Below are 21,475 nucleotides of genomic sequence, written 5' to 3'. Positions count from 1 at the left end.
TCGGAGGGTGCGGGCGTGTCCAGCGGAGTCGCGCGGGGTTCGCGTCAGACCGGGGTGGCGACGGTGTGGTCCAGGTCGACGGCCGCGCCGGTGCGCGGGTCCAGGAAGCCGAGGCGGATCAGGTCGTCCCCGGCGACGGCGTGCAGGCCCCAGTCGCCCAGCACCCGCGCCTTGGCCCGGAACCCCGGGACGGTCGACAGGTGGTAGCCGCGGGTCACGGCCTGCGCCAGCGGACCGGTGAGGCTCATCCCGAGCGGGCGCGCGACCGCCTGCGTGCCGCCGAGGTCCACGACCATGCCGAGGTCGCGGTGCCGGTACAGCCGCGGCTGGTGGCCGCGCAGGCCCGCCGCGACGTTCGCGGCGGCGACCCGTGCCTGCCGGGTGGCGTGCTGGGCGGTCGGCGGGCAGACCGAGCCGCCGCCCTTCGCCAGGTCCGGGACGGCGGCGGCGTCGCCGAGCGCGATCACCTCCGGGAACCCGGCCAGCCGCAGGTCCGCGCCGACCACCAGGCGGCCCTTCTCGGTCGGCGCGTCCAGCGTCGCGACGACCGGCGCGGGCTTGACCCCGGCGGTCCAGATCGCGGTGCGGCACGGCAGCGTCCGTCCGTCGGTGAGGGTCGCCGAGTCGGCCGCGAGCCGGTCGATGCTGACGCCGAGCCGGACGTCCACGCCGCGCCGGCGCAGCGTGCGCATCGCGACGTCGCCGAGCCGCTCGCCCAGCTCGGGCAGCAGCCGGGGCGCGACGTCCAGCAGCGTCCAGGACAGCATCGCCGGGTCGAGCCACGCGAAGCGCCGCAGCGCCTTGGCGGTCAGCAGCTGCAGGTTCGCGGCGGTCTCGACGCCGGAGTAGCCGCCGCCGACCACGATGAAGCCCATCCGCGCGGCGCGCTCGCGCGGGTCGTGCGTCGCCGCCGCCAGCTCCAGCTGCGCGATCACGTGGTCGCGCAGGTAGACGGCCTCGGCGAGGTTCTTCATCCCGTGCCCGTACTCCTTCAGGCCGGGGATGTCGAAGGTGCGGGTGACGCTGCCCGGGCACAGGACCAGCCGGTCGTAGCGCAGCGTCGTCCGCTCGCCGTCGATCTTGTCGACGGTGACGGCGCGCTCGCGCAGGTCCACTCCCGCGGCGGTGCCGGGGACGAGCCGGGTGCGGTCCAGCAGCCGGTGCAGCGGCCCGGCGATCGACCGCGGGTCGAGCGTCCCGGACGCGACCTCGGGCAGCAGCGGCTGGTAGAGCGTGTACCCGGACGGCGCGACGAGCGAGATCGCCGCCTCGCCCGGCCGGAGCGTCCGCTCCAGGCGGCGCGCGGTGCCGTACCCGGCGAACCCGGCGCCCACGATCACGACGTGGGGAACGGCCACGGCGACTCCTCTCCAACGCGCGGACGGTGACTGATCACTCACTGTAGGTAACCGCTCCCGGCGGGGATACACCGGGGGCGCGCCACGGGTCTTCGCCCTTATCCACGACATTTGTCGTTGCCGGAGCGCCAGCCTTTGCGGTTCAGGGGTTTCCTGCGCGCGCCGGGCGTGCGACCTTGGCAGATGACCCTCACCGCAACCCTGCACCGAACCCCCGGAGCGTGTGAGATGCGCATTCGCGACATCCTGCGAAGGAAAGGCAGCACGGTGGCCACCGTCGAGCCCGGCGCCACCGTGCGCGAGCTGCTGGCGGTCCTGGCCCGGCACAACATCGGCGCGGTGGTCGTGTCGCCGGACGGCACGAGCATCGCCGGCATCGCGTCCGAGCGCGACGTCGTGCGCCGCCTGCACGAGCACGGCGCCGACCTGCTCGGCCGGCCGGTCTCGGAGATCATGACCGAGCGGGTGCGCACCGTCGCGCCGGACGCGTCCGTCGAGGACCTCCGGCAGACGATGACCGAGCATCGCATCCGGCACGTCCCGGTCGTCGAGGACGGCCGCCTGACGGGCATCGTCAGCATCGGCGACGTCGTCAAGAGCGCCATCGACACGCTGGAGAGCGAGCGCGAGCACCTGGTCGACTACATCCAGCGCGCCCCCTGACCCGGCCGCCCTCGAAACCGTCCTCCCAGCCCGGCCCGCGTCCCAGCCCGAACCGGCACGCGTTCCGGGCCAGGGCGGGGCGGGTTCTAGACCAGGACCTGGACGGGGCGGACGGGCGGGGCGTCGCGGAGGTCCTCGCGGGCCAGGGCGAGCCGCTCGACCGCCTCGCGCAGCGTCGCGGGCGGCAGCACGAACGGCAGGCGCAGCCGGTCCTCCAGGACGCCGTCCGCGCCGAACACCGGCCCGGCGACCACCCGGACGCCGCGCCGCGCGGCGACCTCGGCGAACCGCGCCGCGACCGGGCCGCCGACGCTCACCCACAGCGACATGCCGCCGGCCGGGACCTGGAACGTCCAGTCGGGCAGCCGCTCGTGCAGGGCCTCGACCAGCGCGTCCCGGCTCGCGGCCAGCGCGGCGACCCGTTCGGCGCGCAGCTCCCCGGCGCGCAGCAGCAGCTCCCGGACGATCATCTGGTCCAGCACCGGGCTGGCCATGTCCATCGACTCGCGGGCCAGCGTGATCCGCCGGGCGACCGGGGCGCTGGCCCGGATCCAGCCGATCCGCAGCCCGCCCCACGCCAGCTTGGACACCGAGCCGATGCTGATCACTCTCCCGTCCCGGTCGTGCGCGGCGACCGGGACGGGCTCGGGGGCGCCGGGGTCGAGGGCGAGCCCCGCGAACGTCTCGTCCACCACGAGGAGCGCGTCGGCCGAGCGGGCGGCGGCGACGAGCGCGGCGCGGTCGGCGTCGCCCATCAGGTGGCCGGTGGGGTTCTGGAAGTCGGGGATGAGGTAGCCGAGCCGGACGGCGGCCTGCCGCATCGCCTGGCCGAGCAGCTCCAGGTCCCAGCCCGCGCCGACGCCGACCGGGACGAGCCGGGCGCCCCGGCGGCGCAGCGCGTCCAGCGCGTTCGGGTAGGTGGGCCGCTCGACCAGCACGCCGTCGCCGGGCGTCAGGAACATCTCGGCCAGCATGGCGAGGGCGTGCTGCGCGCCGTTCGTCACGATGATCTGGTCGGCGTGGGTGGGGACGCCGCGCGCCGCGTACCCGTCGGCGATCACCTCGCGCAGCTCGCCGAGCCCGGCGGGCTCGTAGCCGGGTCCGCCGTAGTGCCGGGGCAGCGCCGCGACCGCGTTCTGCACCGCTTGGTGGAAAATCGACGGGACGGTCGGCGCGGCGCAGCCGAGGTCGATGAACCCGGCCCCGGAGTCGGGCGCGTGCGCCATCCCGTACCGGGCCACCACTCCGCCGGACGCGCCGAGGCCGGGACCGGGCCCGGCGCCGGGCCTGGGCAGCGCGGTCGAGCCGTCGGCCGGCAGGGTCGTCCAGCTTCCCGCGCCCTGCCTGCTCTCCACGTAGCCCTCGGCGCGCAGCCGGTCGTAGGCGGCGGTCACCGTGGTGCGGCTGACGCCGAGCGCCGAGGCGAGGTCCCGTTCGGCGGGCAGCCGGGTGCGCAGCGCGAGCCGCCCGTCCTGGACGAGGCCGCGCACCGCCCGCGCGAGCCCCGCGTAGAGGGGCCGTTCGCGCGGCACGTCGCCGAGGAGCCGGGCCAGTTGCAGTCCACTCACGTACCGCGTACCGCTCATGAAGGCCACTTTCGCACATTGGCCCTACAATCGCCAGGCCACTTGCACCAGCATTGGCTGACATGAACGGACTGGCCCTGATGTTTCGCCGACTCCTCCAGCTCTACGCCGGACTGGCCCTCTACGGCTTCGGAATCTCGCTCCAGGTGGCCTCGGCCCTGGGCAACGACCCGTGGGACGTGTTCCACCAGGGCCTCGCCCGCCGGTTCGGGCTGTCCCTCGGCACCTGGATCATCATCGCCGGCGCCGTGGTCATGCTCGGCTGGATCCCGCTGCGGCAGCGGCCCGGCCTCGGGACGATCAGCAACGTGGTGCTCGTCGGGGTCTTCGCCGACCTCGGCCTGTGGATCCTGCCCCACCCCGACGGCCTCGCCCTGCGCTGGGGCTACCTGATCGCCGCGATCCTGGTCGGCGGCTTCGCCACCGGCTGCTACATCGGCGCGGGCCACGGACCGGGCCCGCGCGACGGCCTGATGACCGGCCTCGCCGCCAAGGGCGTCCCGATCCGGGTCGCCCGGACCGGGATCGAGCTGACCGTCCTGCTGGTGGGCTGGCTGCTCGGCGGCACGGTCGGCCTCGGGACCGTCCTGTACGCGGTGCTGATCGGCCCGATCTGCCACTGGACGGTCCCGGCCCTCGCGATCAAGCTCCCCGACCGCGCCCGCTCCGAACGGCCCGGGCAGGCCGCCGACCCCGTCGAACCCGAGCCCGTCACCGCCTGAGCCGACTCCGGCCGAGGCGCACGCCGCGGAGGCGGGGTCAGCCCTCGATGCCGTCGCTCGTGGTGGCGGGGTCCACGCTGGGGACGTCCGGCAGCGGGGTGTCGGACAGCTTCTCCAGGCCGGGCCGTCCGGCCGTCACGCGGAACACCGCGCGGACGTGCTCGGGCGCGCCCGGCTCGTGCACGTAGGGGACGACCCGGAACTCGGCCCGGAGCGCGTCCGGCGTGATCGTGCAGCGCGTGTGGCCGCGCAGGTCGTTCCAGAACCGGATGTGCGGGTTCGCGGCGAGCACCGCGTCGCCGTCCCGCCGCAGGTCGCCGCCGTCGCCGCGGGACGTCACCGAGGTGGCGACCAGCTCCGAGCCGAGCGTGCCGGACGCCGGGTCGCCGAAGTCCGCCTTCAGGTCGGCGGCGATCGCGGTGTGCGCGTCCCCGGTGAGCACCACCAGGTTCGGCACGTTCCGCTCGGCGATGGCGCGCAGCAGGCGTGCCCGGGCCACCGGGAAGCCGTCCCAGGTGTCCAGCCGGAACTTCTCCGGACGGCCCGGCGCGGCCAGGTTCCGCTGCGCGAGGACGACCTGCTGCGCGACCAGCCGCCACCGCCCCGAGCCCCCGGACAGGCCGTCCAGCAGCCAGCGCTCCTGCTCGTCACCCAGCATCGAGCGGCGCGGATCCAGCCGGTCGCCGGCGAGCCGGTCGTTGGCCTCGGGCTCGGGCGTCAGGTCCGCGTCGGGCGGGTTCGCGATCCGGTACTGGCGCGTGTCCAGGACGAACAGGTCGGCGAGCCTCCCGAACGCGAGCCGCCGGTACAGTCGCATGCCCGTCCCGGACGGCGCGGCGGACGCCCGCAGCGGCATGTGCTCGTAGTACGCCTTGTAGGCGCCGGCGCGGCGCTCCGCGAACTCCTCGCGCGTCATGCCGCGCGCCTCGTCCCCCGAGTAGTTGTTGACCACCTCGTGGTCGTCCCAGGTCACGATCCACGGCGCGGCGGCGTGCGCGGCCTGGAGGTCGGGGTCGGTCCGGTACTGGGCGTGCCGCAGCCGGTAACCCGCCAGGTCCACCGGGTCGGGCGTGGTGTGCCGCCGCGCGCGCGGCTCGCCGCCGGCCTCGTAGATGTAGTCGCCGAGGTGGACGATCGCCTGCGGCGGGTCGTCGGCGAGGTGCCGGTACACGGTGTAGTAGCCGTGCTCGAACTGCTGGCACGAGACGACGGCGAGGTCCAGCCGGGACGGGTCGCCCGCCGGGGCCGTCCGGGTGCGGCCGGCCGGGCTGAGCTCCCCCATCGCGCGGAACCGGTAGAAGTACTCCCGTCCCGGCCGCAGCCCGCCGACCTCGACGTGGACCGAGTGCGCGAGCTCGGGCGTGGCCGTCGCCGTCCCGGACCGGACGATCCGGGCGAAACCCGAGTCCTCCGCGACCTGCCACTCGACCGGGCGCGGCTCGGACGGCATCCCGCCGGGCCGCTCCGGATCGTCGTTCAGCGGGTCGGGCGCCAGGCGCGTCCAGAGGACGACGCCGTCCTCGGCCGGGTCGCCGGACGCCACGCCCAGCGTGAACGGATTGCCGGGCGCGCTGCCGCCCCGGCGCGTCCGGGCCGGCGCGGGCGCGGGCGTGGCCGGCGCGGACGCGGCGAGCGCGGGCGTCGCCAGCGCGGGCGCGGCGAGGACGAGCCCCGCCGCGCTCAGGAACGTCCGGCGGCCAGGATCGTACGGGGTCGGCACAGGAACGGGACCGTAGCCGCGCGATCTCCGGCCGGCACGCGACCGCGCCTCCCTTGATCATCCTTTGAGCCGGGCGTGGTCCAGCCCGTCCGGTCCGCCCTTGAGCAGGGCGTGGCGCAGCCCGTCCCCGAAGCGTCCGGAGGTCAGAGGGGTTCGGCGCGCTCGCTGCGGGACGCCGAGCCGACGACCACGGCGGCGAACTCCTCGGGCAGGACGACCGCGTCGTCCTGGTAGCGGAGGTCGAGGCGGGCCATCCTGCCCGCGCGCCACCAGTAGACGTGCGGGCTGAGCGAGCCCGGGCCCTCCTCGTAGGCGTGCCGGGCGTGCGAGTGCAGCTCGTGCGCGGCGGTCGCGGCGGACCGGTACCGGTTGCGCGGGGACGGGTCGGACGACAGCAGCGGGTGGACGACCACCAGGCTCCGGTTCGGGACGGTCACCAGCGCGCCGTGCGAGCCGATGTGGAGGTACTCCTCCAGCCAGGCCAGGTGGGTCGCGGTGTAGGCCGTCCAGCCGGACAGCACCGCCACCCGGACGCGGCCGAGGTCGTGCTCGTCCAGCCGCAGCGGGCCGTCCGCGCGGACGTTGGCGCGGCCCAGCATGAACAGGGCGTCGCCGGAGACCGGCCAGCCGGCCGCCTCCTGCGTGGTGACCGTCCGCACGGCGGTCGGGGTGTCGACGACCACGGCCTCCAGCAGGCCCGGCGCGAACGGCCGGGCGGCGAGCCCGCCGATGTCGGCCTCGCTCTGGTAGAGCCGGGTCCGCAGCAGGTGCTGGGCGAGGTCGAAGTCCGACAGGTCGAGCGGTTCCTCCAGCGCCGTGGTGAGCGTGGTGATGTGGTCGGACACCAGCGCGGGCCAGTCGTCGCGCGGGACGAGCCGGGCGATCTGCCGCAGGTCCCGCATCCCGACGTGCAGCCGGGTCGGGCCCTCCAGCAGGATCACGTCGCCGGCCACCGCGCGGCAGGCGTAGCCGAGGCTCTCGGCGACCAGCACCACCAGCGAGTCGAGCGTGCCGTCGGCCGCGGGGTCGGGCCGGGCGTGCCGTCCGGTCATCCGGTACCTCCGAGGAGGTGGCGGGCGCCGGTGTCGAGGACGGCCGGCGCGCCGAGTTCGAGGGTGAGCTGGCGCGGGCCGTGCCCGGCGGGCAGCCCCGCCAGCACCGGCACGCCCAGCGGGGCGAGGCGGGCCGCCAGCACGGCCAGCGCCTCGGCGGGGTCGCCGCAGTCGTGGAAGGAGCCGAGCGCGACACCGGCCGCGCCGTCCAGCCAGCCGGACTGCAACAGCTGGGTGAGCATGCGGTCGATCCGGTAGGGCTCCTCGGTGACGTCCTCCAGGAAGACGATCTTCCCGGCGGCGGGGGGCGGGGCGTGCGGGGTGCCGAGCAGCGCGGTCAGCAGCGCGAGCGTGCCGCCGGTCAGCGGTCCCTCGGCGCGCCCGGCGCGGATAACCGACGTTCCGGGCACTTCGATCGTTCCACTCCCGAACAGCGCGGAGCGCAGCCCCGCCAGCGCCTGCGCGCCGTCCTCGGCCGGGTCCGGCGAGGCGATGATCTGGGAGGCGACCATGGGGCCGAAGGACGTGGTGACGCCGAGGCGCGCGCCGAACGCGGCGTGCAGCGCGGTGACGTCGCTGGAGCCGTGCAGGATCTTCGGCTCCGGGCCGGTCGCGGCGGCCAGGGCCGTCCAGTCGAGGTGGTCGAGCAGGCGCGTCGCGCCGTAGCCGCCCCGCGCGCAGAACACGGCCCGGACGGACGGGTCGCACCAGGCGTCGGTGAGGTCGGCGGCGCGGTCGGCGTCGGTGCCGGCGAGCCGGTACCAGTCACTCCGGGCCGGACGGCCCCCGTCCAGGCCGACCTGGTCGAGGACGTGCTTGCCGAGGGCCACGTCCAGGCCCATCCCGCGCAGCAGCGCCGTCCCGGCCGCGAGGCGGTCCGGATCCACCGGGCCGCTGGGGGCGATGACCGCCACCCGGTCCCCCGGACGGAGCCTGACGTGCCTGCGGGGCCGGGAGTCAGGCAGGCCGTCACAGCCGTCCCGCTCCGTCTCGCGAGCGCCCCCGCTGCTCAACCCGTTCCCTCCTCGCACCGCGATCCCTAGAGCTTGTCAGGAGATGTCCTCCGATGGAAGGGGCGCGTGGTCACGACGTGCCAACGGTTCATGACCGGGCGCCCGCGAAGCCGCCGCTCAGCCGGGCGGACCGTCCGGCGCCTCCCCGGGCCGGGCGTCCGGCCCGCCGCCGGACGGACCGGCGGGCGGGGTGGCGCCCGGCGGGGTGGCGCGCGGCGGGGTGGCGAGGGCTGCGGCGACCAGGCGCGGCAGAGCCTCGCCGATGGGGTCGCGGACGATCGCGTCCGCCATCGGGTCGTACGGCGTCGGCTCGGCGTTCACGATCACCAGCCGGGCGCCGTTCTCCACCGCCTCGTCGCACAGCCCGGCGGCCGGGTGGACGGTCAGCGAGGTGCCCACCGCCAGCATCAGGTCGCAGGACCGGGCGGCGGCGACCGAGGCGTCCAGGACGTCCTGGCGCAGCGCCTGCCCGAACGAGATCGTCGCCGACTTCTGGATGCCGCCGCACTCGGGGCAGGGCGGGTCCTCCTCGCCGGCCTCGACCCGCGCGAGCACCTCCGGCATCGGGGTGCGCAGGCCGCAGGACAGGCACTCGGCCTCCCGCATGGTGCCGTGGATCTCCAGCACCAGCGCCGGGTCGGACCCGGCCGCCTGGTGCAGGCCGTCGATGTTCTGGGTGACCAGGCCGTGCAGCCGTCCGGCGCGCTCCAGCTCGACGAGCGCGGCGTGCCCGCGGTTGGGCCCGGCGCCCCAGGCCGGGTGGGCGAGCCGGTGCCGCCAGGCGCGGCGGCGCACCTCCGGGTCGGAGATGTAGGCCCCGATGGTGGACATCGCGGCGGCGGCCGGGTCCTTCGTCCAGACGCCCTGCGGGCCCCGGAAATCCGGGATTCCGCTGTCGGTGCTGATCCCGGCGCCGGTCAGCGCGGTGATCCGCCGGGCGGCGGACATCAGCGCCGCGGCGCGCGCCGCGCCGTCGGGCCGGCGCTCGGGGGGTGCTGCTGCCATGCCCCCAGCGTAGGGCCGGACCGCCGTGCTTCCGACCGCCCGCGGACCCGGCCGTCCCGCCGCCCGCCCCGGGGGCGCGAGAATCCTCCCACCGGGCGAAACGCTGAGGTCGGGACGGCGTGGCGGCCCGGCCCGCGGCCGCGGGATGTCAGACTGGGGGTACGTATGAGGTCGACGCCGCACATCCTGGTGATCAACGGGACCAAGGTCCGCCGTCCCGTCTTCCTGCTGGGATCCCCCCACTCCGGCGCGGACGTGCTCGCCCGCGCCGTCAAGCGGTCCGCCGGGTTCCACCTGACGGCGGGCCGCCCGAGCGTGCTGCGCCTCGTCTACGCCTACGCGCGGCGGCCGTCGATCGCGACCGGCAGCGGCGTCGGGGCCGCGCGGGTGCTGCGCGACGCCTACGCCGAGGCCTGGCAGATCACGCCCGGCGGCTGCCTGGCCTGCTCCGGCGAGTGCCGGGCGCTGGCGGGCCTGCCGCCCGCGCCGCCGCGCGCCGCCGCGGGGCCGCCCGCCGCGCCGGGCCGTCCGGCGGAGGAGCCGTGCGTCGAGCCGCGCGGCGTGGAGCGGTTCGCCGACGCCACGCCCGACCTGCTCTACAGCGCGGACGTGCTGCTGGACGCCTTCCCCGACGCCCAGCTCGTCCAGGTGATCAGGGACGGCCGGGACGTGGTCGCCGAGATGCTCGCCGACGACGGCTGCCTCGGCTGGTTCCGGCCGGGCCTGTCGAACCTGGACGAGGTGTTCCCGAACCCGTTCCTCGGCGTCGAGGACCTCGGCGAGCGGCGGCGCTGGCCGGACGCGGCCCTCGCGGTGAAGTGCGCGCTGCGCTGGCGCGGCTCGGTGCGGCTGTCCGCGCGGCTGCGCGCCCAGACCCCCGAGGACCAGCTGTTCACCGTCCGCTTCGAGGACCTGGCCGCCAGCCCCGGACGGGTCGCCCGGGACGTCTCGGAGTACCTCGGCACGCCGCTGTCGCCGGGCGTGCTCGCCGGGCTCGTCCGGCCGGGGGAGCCCGCCGACCCGTCCGCGCCCGAGCGGCGCGTCGGGATCTGGCGCGACCGGCTCACCCCGCGCCAGGTCGCGCAGGTGGAGCGGGTCGCGGGCAACGAGCTCGGCCGGCTCGGCTACCGGCTCGGCGACTGATCCGGTCCCGCCTCAGCGACCGGCCCGATCCCGGCTCAGCGGCCGGTACCGGCGCGGCGGGCGTCGCGGCGCAGCTCGGGGCCGAGCCAGCCGATCGCCACGCCGGCCGCGCCGAGCCCCACCAGCAGCACGGTGACCCGGCCGGTGCCGCTGCGGACGAGCCGTTCCGGACGGATCGCTGCGCGCATGATCATCTCCTCGGACCTCGCGGGCTCCGACTCCCACTGTGACGCGCGGACGTGGCCGCCGGGTTGCCGTACCGGCGCACCGAAGGGAAGACCAGGAAACCGCACCGACACCCGGTACGTCCGAAATTCCGGAAATCCGGGCAACGCGACCGTGCCGGGATCCGCCGGTCGGCGCCCCGGCCGCGCGCTCACTGCTGCTGCCAGCGCGCCTTCCCGCCGCCGGACGCCTTGGCGCAGGTGTAGGCCGCGCCCTGCGCGGTCTTGCCCTTCGCCTCCTGCGGCGCGCAGTACGCCCCGGGACGGACGGCACCGGGCACGCTCACCGTGCCGGTCCGCGCCTCGCCCCAGCGGGCGCGGCTCTCGCCCTCCGGCTTGACGCAGGCGGCCTCCTTGCGGTCCTCGGTCTGGTCGATCGCGCCCACGTCCGAGCAGGCGTCGCCGACCTTGACCGAGCCGGTGACCGCCGGCGCGGCGCCCTTCGTGGCCGCCGTCCAGCGCCCTTCCCTCCCGCCGTGGCTCCTGTTGCAGGTGGCGGGCTCGCCGTCGGACGACCGGGCCACCGAGCCGACGTCCGAGCAGGCGCTCCCCACCCGGACGGACGCCTGCTGCGCGGCCACGCCGGTCAGCCCGCGCGTCGCGTTCCCGCCACCGGACGACCCCGACGCCGACGGCGACATCGACGACGACATCGACTGGGACGTCGAAGGCGACATCGACGGCGACGAGCCGCCCGACGACGTCCCCGACGCCTTGGACGTGGCGCTCGCGGCCCATTTGGAGACCTTCCCCGCGCCGCTGGAGATCGCGCCGCTGGCCCCGGACTTCACCGCGTTCTTGCCGTCCCCGCCGCACGCCGAGCCCGCCAGAGCCACGGCCGCCAGCGTCAGCACGGCCCCCGCCGTGCGCATCCTCGTCATCGCGTGCCCCCCGTTGTCGTGACGCTTTGACAACAGATCACTGTACGTAACGCGATGGCGCCGCCCCGTCAGCGGGGTCGGGCGGGACGGTCAGTCGGCGGCCAGCGCGGGGGTCCCGTCGCGGGACTCCTGGCGGGCGAACTGGGTGCGGTAGAGCTCGGCGTAGAGGCCGCCTTCGGCCAGCAGCTCGTCGTGCCGTCCGCGCTCGACGATGCGGCCGCCGTCCACCACGAGGATCTGGTCGGCCTCGCGGATCGTGGAGAGCCGGTGCGCGATCACCAGGGACGTCCGGCCCGCGAGCGCGGTCGCCAGCGCGCGCTGCACGGCCGCCTCCGACTCCGAGTCCAGGTGCGCGGTCGCCTCGTCCAGGACGACCACCGAGGGCGCCTTGAGCAGCAGCCGCGCGATCGCGAGGCGCTGCTTCTCGCCGCCGGACAGGCGGTAGCCGCGGTCGCCGACGACGGTGTCCAGGCCGTCCGGCATGTCCGCGATCAGCTCGCCTACCTGCGCGGCCTCCAGGGCAGCGACGATCTGCTCGTCGGTGGCGTCCGGGGCGGCGTAGCGCATGTTCTCGCGGATGGAGTCGTGGAACAGGTGCGCGTCCTGGCTGACGACCCCCACCTGGGCGCGCAGCGAGTCGAGCGTGACGTCGCGGACGTCCTGCCCGCCGATCCGCACCGCGCCGCCGGACACGTCGTACAGCCGCGACACGAGGTGGGTGATCGTGGACTTGCCCGCCCCGGACGGCCCGACCAGCGCGACGAGCTGCCCCGGCGCGGCGGTGAAGTCGACGTCGAACAGCACGTCCCGGCCGGGCGCGGTGTCGCTGCGGGCGATCGACTCCAGCGAGGCCAGCGAGACCTCCTCGGCGGACGGATAGCGGAACGAGACGTGGTCGAAGCGGATCGCGGGAGCCTCGTCCCGGTCGATCTCCAGCGGCTCGGCGTCCGGCTTGTCGTCGATGAGCGGCTTGAGGTCGAGCACCTCGAAGACGCGGTCGAAGCTGACCAGCGCGGTCATCACGTCCACGTGGACGTTGGACAGCGCGGTCAGCGGCCCGTACATGCGGGTCAGCAGGGTCGCGAGCGCGACCAGCGTGCCGAGCTGGAACTGGCCGTCCACGACCAGGAAGCCGCCGACGCCGTAGACCATCGCGGTCGCGAGCGCCGCCACCAGGGTCAGCGCGGTGAAGAACACCCGGCCGTACATGGCCGAGACAACGCCGATGTCCCGGACGCGGGCGGCCCGTCCGGCGAAGGTCTCCTCCTCCTCGGCGGGACGGCCGTACAGCTTGGCGAGCATCGCCCCGGCGACGTTGAACCGCTCGGTCATCAGCGAGCTCATCTCGGCGTCCAGCTGCATCTGCTCGCGGCTGACGGCCTGCAGGCGCTTGCCGACCCACTTGGCGGGCAGCACGAAGATCGGGAGCAGCAGCAGCGCGATCAGGGTGACCTGCCAGGACAGCACCAGCATCGTGACCAGGACCAGGACCAGGCTGATCACGTTGGACACCACCGACGACAGGGTGGTGGTGAGGGCCCGCTGCGCGCCGATCACGTCGCTGTTCAGGCGGCTGATCAGCGAGCCGGTCTGGGCCCGCATGAAGAAGGCGACGGGCTGCCGCTGGACGTGCCCGAACACCTGCGTCCGCAGGTCGTAGATCAGCCCCTCGCCGATCTTCGCCGAGTACCAGCGCTGCGCGAGCCCGAGCACCGCCTCCAGCAGCGCGAGGCCCGCGACGGTCGCCGCCAGCGCCACCACGACGCCCTGCTCGTGCGGGATGATGCCGCGGTCGATGATGCCCTTCAGCAGCAGCGGGTTCGCCACCACGATCACCGCGCCGAGCGCGTTCAGCGCCAGGAACAGCACCAGCTCGCGGATGTAGGGCCGCGCGTACCCGGAGATCCGCTTCACGGTCCCCTTCGCCAGCTTCTTCTGGGTGACCGAGCTGTCCCGCCGGAACGAGGCCATGACCTGCCACCCGTTCCCCGGCATCCCGGGCATTCCCATACGGCCCCTCCAAGGCTCCTCGCGCGCACATCCCGCCGGACGCCGCTCCAGGGCGGCGCCGCCAAGCGAACGTAATCAAGTAAGCATCTCAGTTCGCATCGAGCACAACGCCCGGAAGCAGCCCCGGCTTCCCGAGCGGTGCCTCCGAGCCGCTCCGGCGCTCCGGCGCTCCGGGCCGGAGGGGACGCCCGGCCCTTCCCAAATGCGATCTTGTGGGGTTCACTCCCATGTGACATTTCAGTCACAACCAGGCTCTACTCCCCCAGGAGCCCCCATGAAGCGTTTCATCACGGCGGGCGCGGCCGCCGTCGCGGTCGCGACGCTCACCGCGCTCGCGCCGGACGCCGGCGCCGCGACGCCCGACCGCCCGTCCGGCCCGAGCGGCAAGCCGTCGATCCAGGTCCGGGGCGGCGAGACCCAGCCGGTCTTCTCGCGCGCGGACGCGGTGACCCAGACGGTCAACATCGAGACGGCGGTGGACAGCGACCACGACGGGAAGCGGGACACCGTCCAGCTGCGGATCATGCGGCCGAAGGAGACCGACCAGGGTCTCCGGGTACCGACGATCATGGAGCCCAGCCCGTACTGGGCGGGCATCCTGGACGTCCCGAACCACCCGGTCGACATCGGCGGCGTCCGCGGCCTCGCCACGACGCGGTTCCAGCGGAACCTCGCGGAGATCTTCCCCGGCTACTACGACAACTACTTCCTGCCCCGCGGTTACGCCGTCGCCGACCTGGACAGCCTCGGCACCGGCGGCTCGACCGGCTGCCCGACGTCCGGCGCGCGCAACGAGCAGGCGGGCGCGAAGGCCGCGGTGGACTGGCTGAACGGCCGGGCGCGCGGCTGGGCGCCGGACGGCACGCCGGTGAAGGCGGACTGGTCCACCGGCAACGTCGGCATGATCGGCCAGTCCTACGACGGGACGCTGCCGAACATGGCCGCCGCGACCGGCGTGGAGGGCCTGAAGGCGATCGTCCCGATCGCGGGCATCTCCAACTGGTACGACTACTACCGCGACAACGGCGGGGTGATCGCTCCGGGCGGGTTCCAGGGCGAGGACCTCGACGTGCTCGCCAAGGCCGTCCTGACCCGGAAGGACCCCGAGGTCTGCAAGAAGGTCATCGACGACATCGAGGCCCGCCAGGACCGGGAGACCGGCGACTACAGCCGCTTCTGGGACGAGCGGAACTACGTCAAGGACGCCCGGAAGGTCAGGGCGGCCGTGATGGTGGTGCACGGCCTGAACGACTGGAACGTCAAGACCGAGCAGTCGGTCCGGTGGTGGAACGCCCTGAAGCAGGCGGGCGTGCCGCGCAAGCTGTGGCTGCACCAGGCCAACCACGCCACGCCGTTCCGCTGGCGGATCGACGAGTGGCTGCGGCAGACGCACCACTGGTTCGACCGGTACCTGTACGGCATCCGCAACGGCATCGAGAACGAGCCGAAGGTGGACATCGAGCGTCCGGACGGCTCGTGGGAGACCGCCAAAGACTGGCCGCTGCCCGGCACCCGCACGGTGCCGATCAGCCTGAACGCCGGGTCCGGCGGTTCGGGCGGCCAGCCGGGCGTGCTGTCGCCGCTGCCCCGTCCGGGCGCGGCGCAGTCGTTCGTGGACGCGGGCCGCACCCGCACGGCCGAGCAGCTTCTCGTCGGGGAGGACAAGGCCGACCCGAACCGGCTGGCCTACCTCACGGGTCCGCTCAGCAGGCCGCTGCGGCTGGACGGCATCGCGAAGGCCGACATCCGGGCGTCGCTGAGCGGCCAGTCGCCGTTCCTGACCGCGCTGCTGGTCGACTACGGCACCGACACGCGGCCGACGGGCGACCGGATCACCACGACCGACAAGGTCTGCTACGGCCAGGGCGTGCCCGGCGACGACGGCTGCACGTTCCGGCAGGAGCTCGCCACCCAGACGGCGCCTTACAAGATCATTACGCGCGGCTGGCTGGACGCCCGCAACCGCACCTCGATCAGCCGCAGCGAGCCGCTGAAGCCCGGCAAGACCTACACCTTCCGCTGGGACATGCAGCCGACCGACTACACGGTCAAGGCCGGCCACCGGCTCGGCGTGATCGTCCTGTCCACCGACTACGACTACACGCTCCGCTACCCGGCGGGCACGACGGTCGCGGTCCAGCCCGGCGTGAGCCGGGTGTGGCTGCCGGTCGCGCCGGGCGGAGATGCGGCGCTCAAATAGCCCGAAACTCTGGAATTTCCGAAGGCGATAGCCTTCCGGAATCCCGGGTTAGGGGAGAATGACTCCGCCGTGCGGACGGGCGCGCCGTCCGCACGGCGGGTTTTCTCTCCTTGACCGAATGGGAAGTGGAACGTTCCCTTCCCGTTCGGCCGACAAATCTTCCGGTCAGCCGCGCAGGGCCGCGGAGAGTTCCCGCAACCGGCCCAGTTGTTCGCGGCGCTCGGCCGCGCACTGCTCGGCCAGAGTGTTCTGCGGCGCCTCCAGGAGCAGCCGCTTGGTGGCGACCGCCGCGCCCGCGTTGACCGCGAGCAGCTCGACCGTCAGGGCGGCCACCGCCTCGTCGAGCCCGCCCACCGGGACGACCCGCTCGACCAGGCCGAGCCGGGCCGCCTCGGCGGCGTCCACGGTCCGGGCGGTGAGGCACAGCTCCAGCGCCCGGTTCACGCCCACGATCTCGACCAGGGGTTTGGTGCCGGTCAGGTCCGGCACCAGGCCGAGCGCGGGCTCCTTCATGCAGAACTTCGCGTCCTCGGACGCGATGCGGATGTCGCACGCCAGCGCGAGCTGGAAGCCGCCGCCGATCGCGTGCCCGTGGACGGCCGCGACCGTGACGATCTCCGGACGCCGCAGCCAGGTGTACCCCTCCTGCAGCTCGGCGATGAAACGGTCCCCCGCCGCGCCGTCCTCGCCCGAGGGGAAGCCCTCCTCCCCGCCCGAGAACATCGACAGGTCGATCCCGGCGGAGAACGAGGGGCCGTCGCCGCGCAGCACGACGACCCGCACCTCCGACGGCAGCGACCGGCCGACGGCCGCCAGCGTCCGCCAGGTGGCGAAGGTCATGGCGTTGCGCCGCTCCGGCCGGGCGAGCGTGACGGTCGCGACCGCCCCGTCCACCTCCAGGCGCAGCCCGCCCTCGGCGAGCCGGGCTTCGGTGGGGGGTTCGGCGACCGTGGCCGGTTCCGGCCGTCGCAGCTCCGCGTCCGCCATGACATACCCCTTTTCCACGGTGAGTCCTTACCTCACGGCGGTCCGGGGCGCCCCGCGCGCGGCGCGCGCGGGTGCGGTGTCCGGCCCGCCGTCGCGACCGAACCCTACTCGGTCGGTCCCGACGGCGGGTCGGGCGGTCCGCCCGTCCGGGGGGCGGCGCCGCACCGGATGCGGCCGGCGCGGGCGGACTCCCTCCCGTCCAGGCCCGGGGTCAGGACTTCTTGCCGCGGGTCGCCCCTCCGCGACCGCGCAGGTTGACGCCGGATTCGGTGAGAATCCTGTGGATGAAGCCGTAGGAGCGGCCGGTGGCGGCTGCCAGGGCGCGGATGCTCTCGCCGGAGTCGTACCTCTTCTTGAGTTCCGCCGCCAGCTTGTCGCGCTCGGCACCGGTCACGCGGGTGCCCTTCTTGAGGGTCTCGGCCACGAGTACCTCCCGTAGTGATGTGGTGACCGCTGCGTTATCCCCCGCCATGATCAGTCATTCCCGCGCGTTCGGCTACCCACTCCGCCAGAAAAGATCTGCCGAACTCCCCATGCAGGTCACGCAAGTGCCACCAGATCGGCAAACTCGTCACTCCAGATGTCCTCGACCCCATCCGGAAGCAAAATCACTCTTTCCGGTCGGAGCGCCTCGACCGCACCCTCATCGTGCGTCACCAGGACGATGGCCCCGGCGAAGGTCCGCAGCGCCGCGAGGATCTCCTCGCGGGACGCCGGGTCGAGGTTGTTGGTCGGCTCGTCCAGCAGCAGCACGTTGGCGCTCGACACGACGAGCATGGCGAGCGCGAGCCGGGTCTTCTCGCCGCCGGACAGCACCCCGGCGGGCTTGTCCACGTCGTCGCCGGAGAACAGGAACGAGCCGAGGATCTTGCGGACCTCGACCGGCGGGAGGTCCGGCGCGGCGGACTGCATGTTCTCCAGCACCGAGCGCTCGACGTCCAGCGTCTCGTGCTCCTGGGCGTAGTAGCCGACGCGGAGCCCGTGCCCGGGGACGACCCGGCCGGTGTCCGGCTCGTCCTGGCCGGCCAGCAGCCGCAGCAGCGTGGTCTTGCCCGCGCCGTTCAGGCCGAGGATGACGACCCGGCTGCCGCGGTCCACGGCGAGGGAGACATCCGTGAAGATCTCCAAGGAACCGTACGACTTGGACAAACCCTCCGCGGTCAGCGGGGTCCTGCCGCAGGGCGCCGGGTCCGGGAACCGGATCTTGGCGACCTTGTCGGCCTGCCGCTCGTCCTCCACGCCGGCCAGCAGCTGCCGGGCCCGCCGGTCCATCTGCTGGGCCGCCTTCGCCTTGGTGGCCTTGGCGCGCATCTTGTCCGCCTGGGACAGCAGCGCGGACGCCTGCCGGGTGGCGTTGGCCCGTTCCCGCTTGCGGCGGCGCTCGTCGGTCTCGCGCGCCTCCAGGTACTTCTTCCAGCCGACGTTGTAGATGTCGATCACGCTGCGGTTGGCGTCCAGGTGGAACACCCGGTTCACCACCACGTCCAGCAGCTCCACGTCGTGGCTGATCACCACCAGCCCGCCCTGGTGCGACTTCAGGAAGTCGCGCAGCCAGACGATCGAGTCGGCGTCCAGGTGGTTGGTCGGCTCGTCCAGCAGCAGGGTGTCGGCCCCGGAGAACAGGATGCGGGCCAGCTCCACGCGGCGGCGCTGGCCGCCGGAGAGGGTGCCGAGCGGCTGGGTCAGCACCCGGTCGGGCAGCCCCAGGCTGGACGCGATCGACGCGGCCTCCGCCTCGGCCGAGTACCCGCCGAGGATGTGCAGCCGCTCCTCCAGCCGCCCGTACTGCCGGACGGCCTTGTCCCGCTCCGCGCCGCTCTTGGTGGCCATCCGCTCCTCGGCGGCGCGCAGCTTGCGGATCACCTCGTCCAGGCCCCGCGCCGACAGGATGCGGTCGCGCGCGAGCTCGTCGAGGTCCACGCCGCGCGGGTCCTGGGGCAGGTAGCCGAGCGTGCCCGAGCGCGTCACGCCGCCGGCGGCGGGCTGGGCCTCGCCCGCGAGCACCTTGGTGAGCGTGGTCTTGCCCGCGCCGTTGCGGCCGACCAGGCCGACCCGGTCGCCGGGGTTGACCCGGAAGGTGGCCCCCTCGATCAGCAACCGGGCCCCGGCGCGCAGCTCGATGTCGTTCGCGATGATCACAGTGGTGTTTCCCTGACAGGTGAGGCGGGTGGAAGCGCAGCCGATCAGTCTACGTGGACGCGCCGCCCCGTCCGGCCATGCCGATTCGGCCCGGACGTCTGTCCCAACGCGCGCGGGAGCGGGAGCATGCCCTCACGGCGACCACCGAGGCCGGGACGGGCCCGGCCCGCACACCCCAGGGAGGGCGACCGCCATGGTGCGCGTGACCGCGAACCCACCGCACGGGACCCCGAGCTTCATCGACATCGGGCTGCCGGACCTCGACCGGGCCAAGGAGTTCTACGGCGGCCTGTTCGGCTGGCGGTTCGAGAGCCTCGGCGACGAGGCCATGGGCTACGAGGCCGTCCTGCTCGGCGACACCATGATCGCCGGGATGGCCCCCGCCACCGGCGAGGACACCGGCGGCCGCCACTGGTGGAACCTGTACTTCGCCACCGACGACGCCGACGGCACGCTCAAGCGGATCGCCGACGCGGGCGGCTCGGTCGTCCAGCCCGCGGTGGACGTGGCCGACCAGGGCCGGCTGGCCATGGCCAAGGACCCCGCGGGCGGCCAGTTCGGCCTGTGGCAGGGCGCCGGCTACCCCGGATCGCGGATCGTGAACGAGCCGGGCTCGTTCTCCTGGGAGGAGCTGTACACGCGCGACACGGGCGCGGCGGCGGAGTTCTACCGGAACGTGTTCGACCTGCGCCCGGAGCGCCTCCAGGAGCCGTTCGCGCCGTCGGACATGGACTACGTCCTGCTCAGGCACCCCGACGCAGGACGGCCGGCCGCGGGGATCTGCTCGGACGACCGCGACGTCCCGCTGTGGGTGGTCTACTTCGAGGTCGCCGACACCGACGAGGCCGTCCGCCGCGCCCAGGACGGCGGCGCCACGCTCGACGCCGGCCCGTGGGACACGCCCTACGGCCGCGTCGCCGGGCTGCACGACCCGTTCGGCGTCGATTTCCGGCTGCTCCGCAGCAACCCGCCGTCCTAGGGCTCCCGGAGCGGGTGACGGCCTTCCGGGCTGCCGCGAACGGCTGTCCGGAGTGCCGGTGATCGGGGAAGATGTCCCCATGTGGTTGGCACCCGAACGCAGGTCGGCACGTCGGTGGGCGGTCCCCGTCCTCGTCCTCGCCGCGGGTCTGGTGGTCGGCGGGGTGCTGCTCGCGCACGGCCGCCGGGCGCCCGCGCTGATCGCCCTGGCGGTGCTCGCCGGGTACGCGGCGCACCTGGCCTACCGGCGGGACGAGCCCGGCCTCGCGGTCAGCGAGGCGTTCGGCCGCGGCCACCGGGGCCGCACCCACCTCAGGGCCGCCGCGATGACCGGGGACGCGCTCTCGGCGGGCATCGTGGCGGCGCTCGTCGTCCAGGCGCTCCGGGGCGCCGACATCGCCCCGTACGCATGGCTCGCGCTGCTCGCCGGGGTGACGTACCTGGTGTCGGCCCTGGCGGGCGGCCGCGCGCCGTGACCGGACACCGGACGGACGTAGATCATCACCGCCGGGTGACGAAATGTTGGTGAACGTCGCCTGACGACCCTCGATCCACCCCCGGTGGGCAGGGATGATGCGGTCGTGTCCCCGTCAGATGTGCTGATCCCGGCGCGGGAGCTGTTCCAGCCGGTCATCGACCTGGAGTCGGGCGCGGTCGTCGCGGTCGAGGCGCACGCCCCGGAGGCCGGGACGCTGCCGCCGGACGCCGTGCTGAGCCCCGTGCCCACCGACGACGCGGTCCGCGCGGACGCCGCGCGCGCCGCGCACGCCGCCGAGGCGGGCGCGCTGCTGCCCACCCGGCTTCCCCTGATGGTGACGGTCCGCGCGGAGACGGTCGCGCGCGGGGAACCCGTCCTGACCGAGCTGCACCGGCGGCTCACCGCGACCGGACGGCGGCCCGGCGAGTTCATCGTCACCGTCGCCGGCGGCTTCCCGCCGTTCCAGCGGCAGGCCGTCGCCGCCGCGCTCGGCGCCCTGCGCGGCGCCGGGTACCTGGTCGGGCTCGGCGAGCTCGGCGCGGCGCACGCCCCGCTGGACCTGCTCGCCGAGACCGTCCCGTACCTGGTCGCGGTCCATCCCGCCCTGGCGCGGCGGGCGCCGTCGGACGCGCGCCGGACGGCGCTCGTCCGGGCGCTGGTGGAGCTGGCGCACGGCCTCGGCACCCACCTGCTCGCGCCCGGCCTCAGCACCGAGGACCAGGTGCTCCGGCAGCGGGAGCTGGGCGTCCGGCTGGCGCTCGGTCCGGCGTTCGCGCCGCCGGAGTGGCGGCCGGGGATGCCGGTCACGGTGCCGGTCACCGGGCGCGACGGCGGCGGCGGTCCGGCCCGTCCGGCACCGGTGGACCTCGGGCCGCGGGTGTCGGAGTTCACCCTCCCGGCGGTGACGCTGGCCGACACCGCGACCGCCGACGAGGTGCTGACCACGCTCAACGCCGAGACCGGCGCGACCAGCGTGGTGCTCGTGGACGCGCGGCAGCGGCCGGTCGCGAGCGTGGACCGGACCCGGTTCCTGCTGAAGCTGTCCGGGGCGTACGGGCACGCGCTGCACGCGCACAAGCCCGCCACCCGGCTGGCCGATCCGCCGCGTCCGGTCCCGCGGACCGTGCCGGCGGTCGCGGCGCTGCGGGCGGCCGGGCAGGACGCCGAGCGCGTCTACGACGACCTCGTGGTCACCGACGAGGTCGGCCGCTGCCTGGGGATCGTCCGGGTGGCCGACCTGATCCGGGGCATGGCCCCTTCGGCGTGAGCCGACGGGGGCATGCCCCCTTCGGCGTGAGCCGACGGGGGCGTGGCCC

General features: G+C 74.6%; 20 protein-coding genes. 8 read left to right on the top strand and 12 right to left on the bottom strand.

Annotated elements, in window-relative coordinates; translation table 11 throughout:
* Nucleotides 1–44: 44 nt before the first annotated feature.
* The gene (locus ACFPCY_RS18325) at nt 45–1,358 is read right to left on the bottom strand and encodes an NAD(P)/FAD-dependent oxidoreductase (protein WP_378256668.1); all 1,314 of its coding nucleotides are present in this window, start codon (nt 1,356–1,358) and stop codon (nt 45–47) included.
* A 228-nt stretch (nt 1,359–1,586) separates the two neighbouring features.
* Here ACFPCY_RS18325 and ACFPCY_RS18320 point away from each other — a divergent pair, with 228 nt between their 5' ends.
* Nucleotides 1,587–2,021, top strand: a complete 435-nt coding sequence (locus ACFPCY_RS18320; protein WP_378256666.1) for a CBS domain-containing protein — start codon at nt 1,587–1,589, stop codon at nt 2,019–2,021.
* Nucleotides 2,022–2,107: 86 nt separating this feature from the next.
* Here the strand turns inward: ACFPCY_RS18320 and yczR are convergent, their stop codons facing one another.
* Complete coding sequence (gene yczR, locus ACFPCY_RS18315) at nt 2,108–3,607, bottom strand: MocR-like transcription factor YczR (protein ID WP_378256665.1); 1,500 nt, start codon at nt 3,605–3,607, stop codon at nt 2,108–2,110.
* A gap of 62 nt (nt 3,608–3,669) precedes the next feature.
* On the opposite strand from yczR, the gene yczE reads away from it, so the two are divergent.
* Complete coding sequence (gene yczE / locus ACFPCY_RS18310) at nt 3,670–4,329, top strand: membrane protein YczE (RefSeq protein ID WP_378256663.1); 660 nt, start codon at nt 3,670–3,672, stop codon at nt 4,327–4,329.
* Nucleotides 4,330–4,366: 37 nt separating this feature from the next.
* Here yczE and ACFPCY_RS18305 read toward each other — a convergent pair whose 3' ends face one another.
* The 4 genes from ACFPCY_RS18305 to ACFPCY_RS18290 all read right to left on the bottom strand — a co-directional run bounded on the left by ACFPCY_RS18305 (nt 4,367) and on the right by ACFPCY_RS18290 (nt 9,119).
* The gene (locus ACFPCY_RS18305; protein ID WP_378256662.1) at nt 4,367–6,049 is read right to left on the bottom strand and encodes an alkaline phosphatase D family protein; all 1,683 of its coding nucleotides are present in this window, start codon (nt 6,047–6,049) and stop codon (nt 4,367–4,369) included.
* Nucleotides 6,050–6,192: 143 nt separating this feature from the next.
* Nucleotides 6,193–7,101, bottom strand: coding sequence for a DUF1444 domain-containing protein (locus ACFPCY_RS18300; RefSeq protein ID WP_378256661.1), 909 nt, complete (start codon nt 7,099–7,101; stop codon nt 6,193–6,195).
* Nucleotides 7,098–8,015, bottom strand: coding sequence for a S66 peptidase family protein (locus ACFPCY_RS18295; protein ID WP_378256659.1), 918 nt, complete (start codon nt 8,013–8,015; stop codon nt 7,098–7,100). The genes ACFPCY_RS18300 and ACFPCY_RS18295 overlap by 4 nt, the downstream gene beginning before the upstream one ends.
* Before the next feature lie 216 nt (nt 8,016–8,231).
* Entirely contained in the window at nt 8,232–9,119 is an 888-nt protein-coding gene (locus tag ACFPCY_RS18290; RefSeq protein WP_378256657.1) for an SIR2 family NAD-dependent protein deacylase, read from the bottom strand.
* A 165-nt stretch (nt 9,120–9,284) separates the two neighbouring features.
* Between ACFPCY_RS18290 and ACFPCY_RS18285 the strand changes: the two genes are divergently transcribed.
* A complete protein-coding gene (locus ACFPCY_RS18285) occupies nt 9,285–10,262 on the top strand; it encodes a sulfotransferase (RefSeq protein ID WP_378256655.1) in 978 nt (325 codons plus the stop codon).
* Between the two features lie 35 nt (nt 10,263–10,297).
* Here the strand turns inward: ACFPCY_RS18285 and ACFPCY_RS18280 are convergent, their stop codons facing one another.
* Both ACFPCY_RS18280 and ACFPCY_RS18275 read right to left on the bottom strand, forming a co-directional pair.
* On the bottom strand, nt 10,298–10,450 hold the full coding sequence (locus tag ACFPCY_RS18280) for a hypothetical protein (protein WP_378256653.1): 153 nt from the start codon (nt 10,448–10,450) through the stop codon (nt 10,298–10,300).
* Nucleotides 10,451–10,638: 188 nt separating this feature from the next.
* Nucleotides 10,639–10,872, bottom strand: a complete 234-nt coding sequence (locus ACFPCY_RS18275; RefSeq protein WP_378256651.1) for a hypothetical protein — start codon at nt 10,870–10,872, stop codon at nt 10,639–10,641.
* 22 nt (nt 10,873–10,894) lie between these two features.
* Between ACFPCY_RS18275 and ACFPCY_RS18270 the strand changes: the two genes are divergently transcribed.
* Nucleotides 10,895–11,389, top strand: a complete 495-nt coding sequence (locus ACFPCY_RS18270) for a hypothetical protein (protein ID WP_378256649.1) — start codon at nt 10,895–10,897, stop codon at nt 11,387–11,389.
* A gap of 68 nt (nt 11,390–11,457) precedes the next feature.
* Here the strand turns inward: ACFPCY_RS18270 and ACFPCY_RS18265 are convergent, their stop codons facing one another.
* Nucleotides 11,458–13,371 carry an ABC transporter ATP-binding protein gene (locus ACFPCY_RS18265; RefSeq protein WP_378257506.1) on the bottom strand — a complete coding sequence of 638 codons (1,914 nt, stop codon included), beginning with the start codon at nt 13,369–13,371 and terminating at the stop codon, nt 11,458–11,460.
* Between the two features lie 280 nt (nt 13,372–13,651).
* On the opposite strand from ACFPCY_RS18265, the gene ACFPCY_RS18260 reads away from it, so the two are divergent.
* Nucleotides 13,652–15,577, top strand: a complete 1,926-nt coding sequence (locus ACFPCY_RS18260; RefSeq protein WP_378256647.1) for a Xaa-Pro dipeptidyl-peptidase — start codon at nt 13,652–13,654, stop codon at nt 15,575–15,577.
* Nucleotides 15,578–15,742: 165 nt separating this feature from the next.
* On the opposite strand, the gene ACFPCY_RS18255 is transcribed toward ACFPCY_RS18260, so the two are convergent.
* From ACFPCY_RS18255 to ACFPCY_RS18245, 3 genes are all read right to left on the bottom strand, one after another.
* Complete coding sequence (locus ACFPCY_RS18255; RefSeq protein WP_378257504.1) at nt 15,743–16,564, bottom strand: enoyl-CoA hydratase/isomerase family protein; 822 nt, start codon at nt 16,562–16,564, stop codon at nt 15,743–15,745.
* Between the two features lie 211 nt (nt 16,565–16,775).
* Nucleotides 16,776–16,988: a helix-turn-helix domain-containing protein gene (locus tag ACFPCY_RS18250; RefSeq protein WP_012852589.1), complete on the bottom strand. Its 213-nt coding sequence runs from the start codon at nt 16,986–16,988 to the stop codon at nt 16,776–16,778.
* Nucleotides 16,989–17,104: 116 nt separating this feature from the next.
* Nucleotides 17,105–18,703 carry an ABC-F family ATP-binding cassette domain-containing protein gene (locus tag ACFPCY_RS18245; protein WP_378256646.1) on the bottom strand — a complete coding sequence of 533 codons (1,599 nt, stop codon included), beginning with the start codon at nt 18,701–18,703 and terminating at the stop codon, nt 17,105–17,107.
* A 193-nt stretch (nt 18,704–18,896) separates the two neighbouring features.
* Here ACFPCY_RS18245 and ACFPCY_RS18240 point away from each other — a divergent pair, with 193 nt between their 5' ends.
* The 3 genes from ACFPCY_RS18240 to ACFPCY_RS18230 all read left to right on the top strand — a co-directional run bounded on the left by ACFPCY_RS18240 (nt 18,897) and on the right by ACFPCY_RS18230 (nt 21,426).
* The gene (locus ACFPCY_RS18240; RefSeq protein ID WP_378256645.1) at nt 18,897–19,682 is read left to right on the top strand and encodes a VOC family protein; all 786 of its coding nucleotides are present in this window, start codon (nt 18,897–18,899) and stop codon (nt 19,680–19,682) included.
* 79 nt (nt 19,683–19,761) lie between these two features.
* Complete coding sequence (locus ACFPCY_RS18235; protein ID WP_378256643.1) at nt 19,762–20,157, top strand: ABC transporter permease; 396 nt, start codon at nt 19,762–19,764, stop codon at nt 20,155–20,157.
* 105 nt (nt 20,158–20,262) lie between these two features.
* Nucleotides 20,263–21,426 (top strand): EAL domain-containing protein, encoded by a 1,164-nt coding sequence (locus ACFPCY_RS18230; RefSeq protein ID WP_378256642.1) that lies wholly within the window; start codon nt 20,263–20,265, stop codon nt 21,424–21,426.
* Nucleotides 21,427–21,475: the final 49 nt, after the last annotated feature.

It is taken from the genome of Actinomadura gamaensis (genome assembly GCF_042652125.1).
GTDB classification, from domain to species: domain Bacteria; phylum Actinomycetota; class Actinomycetes; order Streptosporangiales; family Streptosporangiaceae; genus Spirillospora; species Spirillospora gamaensis.
Note: the sequence above shows the minus strand (reverse complement) of the source record. Positions and strands in the feature narration are given on the sequence as shown.

What these genes read in the sequence shown, in the direction of transcription:
- ACFPCY_RS18285 (WP_378256655.1), top strand. Translation starts at nt 9,285, where the DNA reads ATGAGGTCGACGCCGCACATCCTGGTGATCAACGGGACCAAGGTCCGC.
- ACFPCY_RS18300 (WP_378256661.1), bottom strand. Translation starts at nt 7,101, where the DNA reads ATGACCGGACGGCACGCCCGGCCCGACCCCGCGGCCGACGGCACGCTC.
- ACFPCY_RS18235 (WP_378256643.1), top strand. Translation starts at nt 19,762, where the DNA reads ATGTGGTTGGCACCCGAACGCAGGTCGGCACGTCGGTGGGCGGTCCCC.
- yczE (WP_378256663.1), top strand. Translation starts at nt 3,670, where the DNA reads ATGAACGGACTGGCCCTGATGTTTCGCCGACTCCTCCAGCTCTACGCC.
- yczR (WP_378256665.1), bottom strand. Translation starts at nt 3,607, where the DNA reads ATGAGCGGTACGCGGTACGTGAGTGGACTGCAACTGGCCCGGCTCCTC.
- ACFPCY_RS18290 (WP_378256657.1), bottom strand. Translation starts at nt 9,119, where the DNA reads ATGGCAGCAGCACCCCCCGAGCGCCGGCCCGACGGCGCGGCGCGCGCC.
- ACFPCY_RS18240 (WP_378256645.1), top strand. Translation starts at nt 18,897, where the DNA reads ATGGTGCGCGTGACCGCGAACCCACCGCACGGGACCCCGAGCTTCATC.
- ACFPCY_RS18255 (WP_378257504.1), bottom strand. Translation starts at nt 16,564, where the DNA reads ATGGCGGACGCGGAGCTGCGACGGCCGGAACCGGCCACGGTCGCCGAA.
- ACFPCY_RS18260 (WP_378256647.1), top strand. Translation starts at nt 13,652, where the DNA reads ATGAAGCGTTTCATCACGGCGGGCGCGGCCGCCGTCGCGGTCGCGACG.
- ACFPCY_RS18280 (WP_378256653.1), bottom strand. Translation starts at nt 10,450, where the DNA reads ATGCGCGCAGCGATCCGTCCGGAACGGCTCGTCCGCAGCGGCACCGGC.
- ACFPCY_RS18265 (WP_378257506.1), bottom strand. Translation starts at nt 13,371, where the DNA reads ATGCCCGGGATGCCGGGGAACGGGTGGCAGGTCATGGCCTCGTTCCGG.
- ACFPCY_RS18320 (WP_378256666.1), top strand. Translation starts at nt 1,587, where the DNA reads ATGCGCATTCGCGACATCCTGCGAAGGAAAGGCAGCACGGTGGCCACC.